Here is a 10371-nt window from a genome sequence, read left to right on the forward strand (position 1 = left end):
GGCCCGGCGCTGGCGATCGCCGCGATCGGCTCGTTCTTCGCCGGCTGCGTCGCGACCGTCTTGATTGCCGTCCTCGGCGCACCGCTCACAAAACTCGCGCTGGCGTTCGGCCCGGCCGAATATTTCTCGCTGATGGTGCTCGGCCTGATCTTCGCGGTGGTGCTGGCCAAGGGCTCCGTGCTCAAGGCGATCGCGATGATCGTGTTCGGCCTGTTGCTGTCGATGGTCGGCTCGGACATCGAGACCGGCGCCTCCCGCATGGCCTTCAACATTCCGGAGCTCGCCGACGGTCTCGGCTTTGCGACGGTGGCGATGGGCGTGTTCGGCTTTGCCGAGATCATCCGCAATCTCGACGCCGGCGCCGAGATGAGCCGCGATCTCGTGCAGCAGAAGATCACCGGCCTGATGCCGACCAGGAAGGATCTGATCGACTCGGCGCCCGCGATCCTGCGCGGCACCGTGCTCGGCTCGATCCTCGGCATCCTGCCCGGCGGCGGTGCGACGATTGCGTCTTTCGGCGCCTATACGCTCGAGAAGAAGCTCGCCAAGAACCCATCGCGGTTCGGTCGCGGCGCGATCGAGGGCGTGGCGGGGCCGGAAAGCGCCAACAACGCTGCGGCGCAGACCTCCTTCATCCCGCTGCTGACGCTCGGCATCCCGCCGAACGCGGTGATGGCGCTGATGGTGGGCGCGATGACCATCCACGGCATCGTGCCGGGCCCGCAGGTGATGCAGAAGCAACCCGACCTCGTCTGGGGCATGATCGCCTCGATGTGGATCGGCAATCTGATGCTCATCATCATCAACCTGCCGCTCGTCGGCATCTGGGTCCGTCTGCTCCGCGTGCCCTACCGGCTGATGTTCCCCTCGATCGTGATCTTCTGCGCGATCGGCATCTACTCGGTGAACAACGCACCGGTCGACGTGATCCTCGCCGGCGTGTTCGGCCTCGTCGGCTACTGGTTGATCAAGCACGATTTCGAGCCGGCGCCGCTGCTGCTCGGCATGGTGCTGGGACCGCTGATGGAAGAGAATCTGCGCCGCGCGCTGCTGATCTCGCGCGGCGACTGGAGCGTATTCCTGACACGTCCGCTGTCGGCGGTGCTGCTTGCGGTTGCGGCGAGCCTCCTTGTCCTTACGGTGCTACCGGCGTTGCGCGCCAAGCGCGACGAGGTGTTCACCGAATCCGAGAACTGAGGGCGCGTCCTGCGTCGGCGCGCCGCATTCGGAAGTCGAATCGACTTGTGTGACAGGTTCGTGAAATGAAAATGTCGGCCTTTGGGCTGGCATTTTTCTTTGTGCCAAGGGGATCGACATGACCTTCATTCGCGCGCTCACGGGCGCATGTGCCGCAGCGCTCACATCGCTGTGCACCTTCATCGCACCGGCTGAGGCGCAGACCTATCCGACGCGCAGCATCACCATGGTCGTGCCGTTCGCGGCCGGCGGCCCGACCGACGTCGTCGCGCGCATCGTCACCTCGCACATGGCGCAGACGCTGGGGCAGAGCATCATCATCGAGAACGTGGTCGGCGCCGGCGGCACCACCGCCACAACGCGCGCCGCGCGCGCGGCCAATGACGGCTATACGCTGATCACCGGGCATATGGGCACGCATGCCGCCTCCGTGCCGCTCTATCCGAAGCTCGCCTATCATCCCGAGAAGGACTTCGAGCCGATCGCGCTGCTCGCGGGCACGCCGATCCTGATCCTGGCGCGCAAGGACTTTCCGCCGAAGGACCTGAAGGAGTTCGTGGCCTATGTGAAGGCCAACGCCGAGAAGGTGAACGCCGCCCATGCCGGCGTCGGCTCGGTCTCGCATGTCTCCTGCGAGCTCTTGCACTCGATCCTCGACATCAAGCCGGTCGGCGTGCCCTTCAACGGCACGGGACCCGCGATGAACGCGCTGGTGGCCGGGCAGGTCGACTACATGTGCGATCAGATCGTCAACGCCGTGCCGCAGATCAACGCGGGCACCATCAAGGCCTATGCGATCGCAACGCCCGAGCGCAATCCGTCGCTGCCGAACGTGCCGACAACGGCGGAAGCCGGCCTGCCGAAATTCCAGGCCCAGGCCTGGAATGCGATGTTCGCGCCCAAGGGAACTTCGCCTGCGATCGTGGCCAGCCTGAACGCTGCGGCCAGCAAGGCGCTCGACGACGAGACCGTGCGCAAGCGCCTGCTCGAGCTCGGAAGTGTCATCCCGGGCCCTGCCGAGCGGACGCCGGAGGCGCTGGCGAGCCTCGTCAAGAACGAGATCGCGAAGTGGACCCCGGTGCTCAAGCCGGCAACTTAGGCAATGCTATCAAGCCGATAAGCAAGGGGGCGGGACGGAAGTTCCGCCCCCTTGTCGTTTGCGCCGGGAGCGCTCACTTTTTCCGGGTATAATCGGTGCGCACAGCGAATCGCCGCTGTTGCAGCGCGGGGGTGGCCGCTAAGTTCGCCGCCTCCCCAAAGGCTCAGTCGCACATGCACCAGTATCAGGACCTGCTCGAGCGGATTCTTTCAGACGGCGCCGAGAAGACCGATCGGACCGGCACCGGCACGCTCTCGGTGTTCGGCCATCAGATGCGCTTCAATCTGTCCGCCGGCTTTCCGATGCTGACCACAAAGCGGCTGCCGCTGAAGGCGATCGTGCACGAGCTGTTGTGGTTCCTGAAGGGCGACACCAACATCAAATATCTGCGCGACAACGGCGTCACCATCTGGGACGAATGGGCGGATGCCAATGGCGATCTCGGCCCGGTCTACGGCCATCAATGGCGCTCCTGGCCGGCGCCTGACGGCCGCAGCATCGACCAGATTGCGAACGTGATCGACATGATCAAGCGCAATCCGGACTCGCGCCGACTGATCGTCTCGGCCTGGAATCCGGCCGAGGTCGACAAGATGGCGCTGCCGCCGTGCCATTGCCTGTTCCAGTTCTACGTCGCAGGCGGCAAGCTGTCCTGCCAGCTCTATCAGCGCTCGGCCGACGTCTTTCTCGGCGTGCCCTTCAACATCGCCTCCTACGCACTGCTGACGATGATGGTGGCGCAGGTCACCGGCCTGAAGCCCGGCGACTTCGTGCATTCGTTCGGCGACACCCATCTCTATTCCAACCATCTGGAGCAGGCAAAGCTCCAGCTCACCCGTGCGCCGCGTGCGCTGCCGGTGATGCGGATCAATCCTGACGTGAAGGACATCTTCTCCTTCCGCTTCGAGGATTTCGAGCTCGTCGGCTACGACCCGCATCCGCACATCAAGGCGGAAGTTGCGGTCTAGCGCATGATCCGGAAAAGTGTGCCGCGGTTTTCCGAAAAGATCATGCGCAAACAAAGAGTGAAAGCGCGATGACCGTTCAATTCAAAACCATCGCGCTTTAGATGTCGCTTAACATCCGTCGCGCGCAGCCCGGCGAAGCAGGGCTCGTTCTTTCCTTCATCCGCGAGCTTGCCGAGTACGAAAAGCTTTCGCACGAGGTGGAGGCGACCGAGGCTGACATCGCTGACGCGCTGTTCGGCGACAGGCCGCAACTCTATTGCGCGATCGCCGAGTGGAACGGTGACGCCGTCGGCTTCGCGGTCTGGTTTACAAATTTCTCCACCTTCAGCGGCCGCCACGGCATCTATCTCGAGGACCTCTACGTGCGGCCGTCGCATCGGGGCAGGGGTCTCGGCAAGGCGTTGCTGGTCTATCTCGCGAAGGAGTGCGTCGATAATGGCTGGGCGCGGCTGCAATGGGCGGTGCTCGACTGGAACGCACCGTCGATCGCGTTCTACAAATCGCTCGGCGCCGTCATGATGGACGACTGGACGCTGTGCCGCGTCACCGGGCCAGCGCTGACGCAGCTTGCCGGGAGTGCACCCTGATGGAGATCGTCTTCGTCGTCGCGATCGCCGAGAACGGCATCATTGGCGCGGGCAACGCGATCCCGTGGCGCCTGAAATCCGACATGGCGCGCTTCAAGGCGCTCACGATCGGCAAGCCCGTGATCATGGGCCGCAAGACCTTCGAATCGCTGCCCCGCCGTCCCCTGCCGGGCCGCACCAATATCGTGATCACGCGCGATGCGGACTATCGCGCCGCAGGTGCCATCGTCACGACATCGGCGGCGGATGCGGACGCGGTTGCGCGGGGCGATGCCCTGCGGCGTTCGGCCACCGAGATCGCGGTGATCGGCGGTGCCGAGATCTTTCGGCAATGGCTCGATCGCGCCGATCGCCTCGAAATCACCGAAGTCCACGCGCGGCCCGAAGGCGATACGCATTTCGACATCGACACGGCGGAGTGGGACGAGGTCGCGCGTGTCCGCCATCCTGCCGGAGGCGCCGACAGCGCCGATTTCTCCTATGTGACATATCGTCGGCGGCCCCGCCATTAACCGCATTCGCCAATGTTAACATTGACTTTTCTGTCCCCGAGCTTAGCTCGAAAGGCGGTTGAGGTTACGTTGTAAGGGACCTGCCTGTCCCCTATAAAGCCGGACCGGACAAAGCGGGCGGGGGCAATTCCACCCTGCCGAGGAGAGCGTCGAATGCCGTGGAAGAATCAGGGCGGTGGCCCATGGGGCTCGGGTCCAAAGGGACCATGGGGCTCTGGCCCGCAACCAGTCGGGCCGAGGCCGCCGGATCTGGAAGACCTTCTGCGGCGCGGCCAGGACCGCCTCCAGCAGATCATGCCGGGCGGCTATTTCTCCGGCATCGGCATCACGCTGATCGTGCTGCTGATCGTCGCGTTCTGGCTGCTGTCGGGCTTCTTCCGCGTGCAGTCCGAAGAGCTCGGCGTGGTGCTGCGCTTCGGCAAGCATGTTCGCACCGTACAGCCCGGCCTGAACTATCATCTGCCCTATCCGATCGAGACAGTGCTGCTGCCCAAGGCGCTGCGCGTCTCCACCATCTCCATCGGCATGACGCTGATCGACGATCCGGCACGGCGCGGCCGCTCCATTCGTGACGTCCCGGAAGAGAGCCTGATGCTGACCGGCGACGAGAACATCGTCGACGTCGACTTCACCGTGCTCTGGCGTATCAAGCCGGATGGTGTCGGCGACTTCCTCTTCAACATCCAGAATCCCGAGGGCACCGTGAAGGCGGTTGCCGAGAGCGCGATGCGCGAGGTGATCGGCCGCTCGCAGATCCAGCCGATCCTGACCGGTGCGCGCAACGTGACCGAGCAGGGCGTGCAGGAGCTGATCCAGAAGACCCTGGACAGCTACGGCGCCGGCATTCAGATCAGCCAGGTCCAGATGCAGAAGGTCGATCCGCCGGCCCAGGTGATCGACGCCTTCCGCGACGTCCAGGCTGCGCGCGCCAATCTCGAGCAGCTGCAGAACGAAGCGCAGACCTACGCCAACCAGGTCGTGCCGCAGGCGCGCGGACGCGCGGCGAAGATCCAGCAGGATGCCGAAGGCTACAAGGAGCAGGCCGTCGCCGAGGCCAAGGGCCAGAGCGCGCGCTTCCTGAAGGTTTACGAGGAATACAAGAAGGCGCCCGGTGTGACGCGTGAACGGATCTATCTGGAGACAATGGAGCGCGTGCTCGGTGGCGCGGACAAGCTCATCTATGACGGCGGCCGCTCGGGCCAGGGTATCGTGCCCTATCTGCCGCTGAACGAATTGACCACCAAGCGGCCACCTACCACCGGTCCGCAGTCGGGCGGAGGCAACCGATGAGGTCTCCGGTCACAGGTATCGTCACGCTGCTCGCCCTCCTGCTCGTCGTGGTCGTCGGCTACATGTCGCTGTTCACGGTGCAGCAGACCGAGCAGACCATCGTGCTGCAGTTCGGCCGGCCCGTCGACGTCGTCACCGCGCCCGGCCTGCACTTCAAGGCGCCGTGGAATTCGGTGATCAACATCGACAAGCGGATTCTCGACCTCGAGAACCCGTCGCAGGAAGCGATCGCGTCCGACCAGAAGCGGCTCGTGGTCGATGCCTTCGCGCGCTATCGCATCAAGGACGCACTGCGCTTCTATCAGAGCGTCGGCTCGATCCAGGCTGCGAACATCCAGCTCACCACGCTCCTGAACGCGGCGTTGCGCCGCGTGCTCGGCGAGGTCACCTTCATCAACGTGGTGCGCGACGATCGTGAGAAGCTGATGCAGCGCATCCGCGAGCACCTCGATCGTGAGGCCGACGGCTACGGCATCCAGGTCGTCGACGTCCGGATCCGGCGCGCCGACCTGCCGGAGCAGAACAGCCAGGCGGTCTATCAGCGCATGAAGACCGAGCGCGAGCGCGAAGCCGCCGAGTTCCGCGCGCAGGGCGGCCAGAAGGCCCAGGAGATCCGCTCCAGGGCTGACCGCGAGGCGACCGTGATCATCGCGGAAGCCAACTCGCAGGCGGAGCAGACCCGCGGTGGGGGCGACGCCGAACGCAACCGCCTGTTCGCGGAAGCCTACGGCCAGGACGCCGACTTCTTCGCGTTCTACCGGTCGATGACGGCCTATGAGAACGGGCTGAAGTCGAGCGATACCCGCTTCCTGCTGCAGCCGGACTCGGATTTCTTCCGGTATTTCGGCAACCCGTCCGGCAAGTCGGCAACCGAGACGCCGGCGAAACCGTAAGCTAGACAAGGGCGGCGGGTCTGCCGCCCTTCGTCCAGACAAGAACAGCACACGGGAGGTTCCAATCCGATGAGGTCCATTGCGTTCGCCGACTTCCTCATCGGCCTGGGCATCTTGTTCGTGCTGGAAGGCCTGATGTTCGCGGCCAGTCCGAACTGGATGCGCAAGGCCATGAAGAGCGCCATCGCCACGCCCGACAACATCCTGCGGGTGGTCGGGATCGGTTCGGCCATCGCGGGCCTGATCCTGATCTGGGTTATGCGGCGCCCCGTTTAGTCCTCGCGCCAACGCCAAAGTGAAGGCGAAAGACCGGTTTTCGCCGTATTGTCGGGGTCTTGAGGCCCGTTAAGCTCCGTGCTTGCGCCGTCCCCCCGTTCGAGCGCAGTCTGGACGCCGAACCCCCTTTCCTGGAGATACCAATGCCCGCTGCCACCGTTGCCCCGACCCGCTTGCGTTTAGGGCTGGCCGCGCTCGCCGTCAGTGCATTCAGTGTGTTCGGCACGCCGGCCCATGCGCGTGGACCGGATGGCATCGCCGACGTTGCAGAGAAGGTGATCGACGCGGTCGTCAACATCTCGACCTCGCAGACCGTCGAAGCCAAGGGCGGGGGCAGCAATACCATGCCGCAACTGCCGCCCGGCTCGCCCTTCGAGGAGTTCTTCGACGACTTCTTCAAGAACCGGAAGGGCCCTGGCGGCAGCAAGGGCGGTGAAAATAGTCCGGCGCCGCGCAAGACCAATTCGCTCGGAAGCGGCTTCATCATCGACACCGCAGGCGTCGTCGTCACCAACAACCACGTCATTGCAGACGCCGACGAGATCCACGTCATCCTCAACGATGGCACCAAGATCAAGGCCGAGCTGGTCGGGGTCGACAAGAAGACCGATCTCGCCGTGCTCAAGATCAAGCCGACGAAGCCGCTGGTCGCGGTGAAGTTCGGTGATAGCGACAAGCTGCGCCTCGGCGACTGGGTGGTCGCGATCGGCAACCCGTTCAGCCTGGGAGGCACGGTGACGGCCGGCATCGTTTCGGCCAAGAACCGCGACATCTCCTCAGGGCCCTACGACAGCTACATCCAGACCGACGCCTCCATCAATCGCGGCAATTCCGGCGGTCCGCTGTTCAACCTCGACGGCGACGTCATCGGGGTCAACACGCTGATCATCTCGCCCTCCGGTGGCTCGATCGGCATCGGCTTCGCCGTGCCGTCGAAGACGGTGGTGGGCGTCGTCGACCAGCTCCGTCAGTTCGGCGAGCTGCGCCGCGGCTGGCTCGGCGTGCGCATCCAGAGCGTCACCGACGAGATCGCCGAAAGCCTCAACATCAAGCCGCCGCGCGGTGCGCTGGTTGCCGGCGTCGACGACAAGGGGCCGGCCAAGCCGGCCGGCATCGAGCCGGGCGACGTCGTCGTCAAGTTCGACGGCAAGGACGTCAAGGACCCGAAGGACCTGTCCCGCGTCGTCGCCGACACGGCGGTCGGCAAGGAGGTCGACGTCGTCATCATCCGCAAGGGCCAGGAAGAAACCAAGAAGGTCACGCTCGGCCGCCTCCAGGATCCCGAGAAGGTGCAGGCCGCGGTGAAGACCGACGAGCCGGCGCCCGAGAAGCCGGTGACGCAGAAGGCGCTCGGCCTTGATCTGGCAGCGCTGAGCAAGGATCTGCGCACGCGCTACAAGATCAAGGAGAGCGTCAAGGGCGTGGTGGTCACCAATGTCGACGCCAATTCCGACGCCGCCGAGAAGCGGCTCTCCGCCGGCGACGTCATCGTCGAGGTCGCACAGGAGGCCGTTTCCAGCGGCGCCGACATCCAGAAGCGGGTCGACCAGCTCAAGAAGGATGGCAAGAAGTCGGTGCTGCTGCTGGTCTCGAATGCCGACGGCGAGCTGCGGTTCGTGGCGCTGAGCGTGCAGTAGGGCAACGCACGGTCCCGTAGGGTGAGCAAAGCGAAGCGTGCCCACGCCTTTCTATCGCTGCAAAGAGAATGGTGGGCACGGCGCAAGTGCGCCTTTGCCCACCCTACGGCTGCGGAGTGTGCCGCAAGGCTATGCGGCCGGCCGCCCCTTCAGCATACCGGCGATGCCGAGATCCTCGTCGAGCTCAGGCCAGTGAATGCCCATCGGCATTAATTCGAACTGATTGCGCGCGGCAACGCTGGCGTCTCTGAGACGTGGATACCAAGCCAGCGGCGTCGCGATCTTCCGGCCGTCGGCCAGTGTCACCACCAGCTCATCAGCAGAGAAGGCGACAGCGACCGGTCGGATGACGCCGACCTCAATTTCCAAAGTGTTCATGCCACTTGCCTTCGAGAAGATCGCGGTTCGACCTCAGATGCCTAACTATAGCGCCGATTTCGTGTGCTGAAATCCGGCGTTGACGGCCACATCCAGGTCATGCAGTCAGAATTTCGCTTCGCAATTGCCCGCACGCACGTGGATATGCGGTGGCTCATTGCCTTCATTTGAGTAGAAGAATGCGCGATAAGGTCCCCAACGCAGGACGGTCGGCATCTACCCCTCCACGAACTCCTCGCGCCGATATCCCTGCGCATACAGCAGCGCGGTGAGATCGCCGTGATCGATCCGCGCAGCTGCCGCAGCGGCGACCGCCGGCTTGGCGTGATAGGCGACGCCGAGCCCCGCCGCCTGGATCATGGCAAGATCATTGGCGCCGTCGCCGACCACGACCGAGTCGATGTCGTCGAGATCGAACGATTCCATCAAATCCACCAGCGTCGCGAGCTTGGCCGCGCGGCCCAGGATCGGCTCCTTTACTTCGCCGGTGAATTTGCCGTCGCGCACGACGAGCTCGTTGGCGCGGTTCTCCTGAAAGCCGATCTTGGCGGCGACCGCGGTCGTGAACAGCGTGAAGCCGCCGGAGACGAGGCAGGTATAGGCACCATGGGCGCGCATGGTCGCGACCAGTGTGCTGCCGCCCGGGGTCAGCGTGATGCGCTTGGCCAGCACGTCGTCGACCGCGCTGGCGGGCAGGTCCTTCAGCAGCGCGACGCGCTCGCGCAGCGCCGGCTCGAACTCGATCTCGCCGCGCATGGCGCGTTCGGTAATGGCGGCCACATGCCCCTTCACCCCGACGAGATCGGCGAGCTCGTCGATGCATTCCTGGCCGATCATGGTGGAATCCATGTCGGCAAGAAAAAGCTTCTTGCGCCGAACGCCGACAGGCTGCACGACGATGTCGATGGGCAGGTCGCCGCGCAGCTCGCGGAGCCGCTGCTCGATGGCGTGACGGTCGCCTTCGAGGTTACTGTCGGCGCCGAAGGGGATGTCGACCGCGACCCCGTCGAACAGCCAGTGCGCGGGAGCTGCCCGCGGCAGCACGGCGCGGGCGCCGTCGACGATGGTCGAGTCGAGCGCAGGATTGTCAGGGTTGCAGATCAGCGTGGCGACGAGGGACATTTGAGGTTTTCGTGAGCGAGGAGCAGGTCAGCAGAAGGGCTATTGGCGAGGCCGTGCTTATCGCAGGCCCGACCGCCAGCGGCAAGTCGGCGCTGGCGCTGGAGCTTGCGCTCGCCACCGGCGGTATCGTCATCAATGCCGATTCCATGCAGGTCTATCGTGACCTCCGCATCATCACGGCACGGCCGACACAGGGCGAGGAGGCCCGCGCTCCGCACCGTCTCTACGGCCATGTCGATGCGGCCGTGAATTTCTCGGCGGGCGCCTGGGTGGCTGACGCGGCAAAGGCGCTCGGCGAGGCGAAGGCGGAAGCCCGCCTGCCGATCTTCATCGGCGGCACCGGGCTCTATTTCAAGGCGCTGACGGCGGGCCTTTCCGTGGTGCCGCCGATTCCTCCCGAGGTGCGCGAGGC

13 protein-coding genes are annotated in these 10371 nt (G+C 64.7%); 10 read left to right on the forward strand and 3 right to left on the reverse strand.

What is annotated here, in order from left to right:
• The 9 genes from MOV75_RS14755 to MOV75_RS14795 form a co-directional block, all read left to right on the forward strand.
• Window positions 1-1197: tripartite tricarboxylate transporter permease (locus tag MOV75_RS14755; protein WP_247006074.1), on the forward strand; the 1197-nt coding region annotated here is incomplete at its 5' end.
• Between the two features lie 118 nt (window positions 1198-1315).
• Window positions 1316-2296 (forward strand): tripartite tricarboxylate transporter substrate binding protein BugD, encoded by a 981-nt coding sequence (locus MOV75_RS14760; RefSeq protein WP_246921781.1) that lies wholly within the window; start codon window positions 1316-1318, stop codon window positions 2294-2296.
• 173 nt (window positions 2297-2469) lie between these two features.
• On the forward strand, window positions 2470-3264 hold the full coding sequence (locus MOV75_RS14765; protein ID WP_246921783.1) for a thymidylate synthase: 795 nt from the start codon (window positions 2470-2472) through the stop codon (window positions 3262-3264).
• 101 nt (window positions 3265-3365) lie between these two features.
• A complete protein-coding gene (locus MOV75_RS14770) occupies window positions 3366-3851 on the forward strand; it encodes a GNAT family N-acetyltransferase (protein ID WP_246921786.1) in 486 nt (161 codons plus the stop codon).
• Complete coding sequence (locus MOV75_RS14775) at window positions 3851-4363, forward strand: dihydrofolate reductase (RefSeq protein WP_246921788.1); 513 nt, start codon at window positions 3851-3853, stop codon at window positions 4361-4363. The genes MOV75_RS14770 and MOV75_RS14775 overlap by 1 nt, the downstream gene beginning before the upstream one ends.
• A gap of 153 nt (window positions 4364-4516) precedes the next feature.
• Window positions 4517-5653: an FtsH protease activity modulator HflK gene (hflK, locus tag MOV75_RS14780; protein ID WP_246921790.1), complete on the forward strand. Its 1137-nt coding sequence runs from the start codon at window positions 4517-4519 to the stop codon at window positions 5651-5653.
• A complete protein-coding gene (gene hflC / locus MOV75_RS14785; protein WP_246921792.1) occupies window positions 5650-6546 on the forward strand; it encodes a protease modulator HflC in 897 nt (298 codons plus the stop codon). The genes hflK and hflC overlap by 4 nt, the downstream gene beginning before the upstream one ends.
• Before the next feature lie 69 nt (window positions 6547-6615).
• On the forward strand, window positions 6616-6822 hold the full coding sequence (locus tag MOV75_RS14790) for a DUF2065 domain-containing protein (protein ID WP_246921794.1): 207 nt from the start codon (window positions 6616-6618) through the stop codon (window positions 6820-6822).
• A 143-nt stretch (window positions 6823-6965) separates the two neighbouring features.
• On the forward strand, window positions 6966-8459 hold the full coding sequence (locus MOV75_RS14795; RefSeq protein ID WP_246921796.1) for a Do family serine endopeptidase: 1494 nt from the start codon (window positions 6966-6968) through the stop codon (window positions 8457-8459).
• Window positions 8460-8588: 129 nt separating this feature from the next.
• Here the strand turns inward: MOV75_RS14795 and MOV75_RS14800 are convergent, their stop codons facing one another.
• The 3 genes from MOV75_RS14800 to serB form a co-directional block, all read right to left on the reverse strand.
• Window positions 8589-8837, reverse strand: a complete 249-nt coding sequence (locus MOV75_RS14800) for a DUF2442 domain-containing protein (protein ID WP_246921798.1) — start codon at window positions 8835-8837, stop codon at window positions 8589-8591.
• Between the two features lie 105 nt (window positions 8838-8942).
• The gene (locus MOV75_RS14805) at window positions 8943-9053 is read right to left on the reverse strand and encodes a DUF4160 domain-containing protein (RefSeq protein WP_246921800.1); all 111 of its coding nucleotides are present in this window, start codon (window positions 9051-9053) and stop codon (window positions 8943-8945) included.
• On the reverse strand, window positions 9054-9959 hold the full coding sequence (gene serB / locus MOV75_RS14810) for a phosphoserine phosphatase SerB (protein WP_246921803.1): 906 nt from the start codon (window positions 9957-9959) through the stop codon (window positions 9054-9056).
• A gap of 11 nt (window positions 9960-9970) precedes the next feature.
• Here serB and MOV75_RS14815 point away from each other — a divergent pair.
• The coding region (locus MOV75_RS14815) for an isopentenyl transferase family protein (protein ID WP_309486945.1) at window positions 9971-10371 on the forward strand (401 nt) is incomplete at its 3' end.

It is taken from the genome of Bradyrhizobium sp. PRIMUS42 (assembly GCF_023006515.1).
Taxonomy (GTDB): Bacteria; Pseudomonadota; Alphaproteobacteria; order Rhizobiales; family Xanthobacteraceae; genus Bradyrhizobium.

Excerpts from the sequence above, each read along its gene's own strand:
- hflK (WP_246921790.1), top strand. The coding sequence starts at position 4,517 with ATGCCGTGGAAGAATCAGGGCGGTGGCCCATGGGGCTCGGGTCCAAAG.
- MOV75_RS14790 (WP_246921794.1), top strand. The coding sequence starts at position 6,616 with ATGAGGTCCATTGCGTTCGCCGACTTCCTCATCGGCCTGGGCATCTTG.
- MOV75_RS14765 (WP_246921783.1), top strand. The coding sequence starts at position 2,470 with ATGCACCAGTATCAGGACCTGCTCGAGCGGATTCTTTCAGACGGCGCC.
- MOV75_RS14800 (WP_246921798.1), bottom strand. The coding sequence starts at position 8,837 with ATGAACACTTTGGAAATTGAGGTCGGCGTCATCCGACCGGTCGCTGTC.
- MOV75_RS14760 (WP_246921781.1), top strand. The coding sequence starts at position 1,316 with ATGACCTTCATTCGCGCGCTCACGGGCGCATGTGCCGCAGCGCTCACA.
- serB (WP_246921803.1), bottom strand. The coding sequence starts at position 9,959 with ATGTCCCTCGTCGCCACGCTGATCTGCAACCCTGACAATCCTGCGCTC.
- MOV75_RS14775 (WP_246921788.1), top strand. The coding sequence starts at position 3,851 with ATGGAGATCGTCTTCGTCGTCGCGATCGCCGAGAACGGCATCATTGGC.
- MOV75_RS14805 (WP_246921800.1), bottom strand. The coding sequence starts at position 9,053 with ATGCCGACCGTCCTGCGTTGGGGACCTTATCGCGCATTCTTCTACTCA.
- hflC (WP_246921792.1), top strand. The coding sequence starts at position 5,650 with ATGAGGTCTCCGGTCACAGGTATCGTCACGCTGCTCGCCCTCCTGCTC.
- MOV75_RS14795 (WP_246921796.1), top strand. The coding sequence starts at position 6,966 with ATGCCCGCTGCCACCGTTGCCCCGACCCGCTTGCGTTTAGGGCTGGCC.
- MOV75_RS14770 (WP_246921786.1), top strand. The coding sequence starts at position 3,366 with ATGTCGCTTAACATCCGTCGCGCGCAGCCCGGCGAAGCAGGGCTCGTT.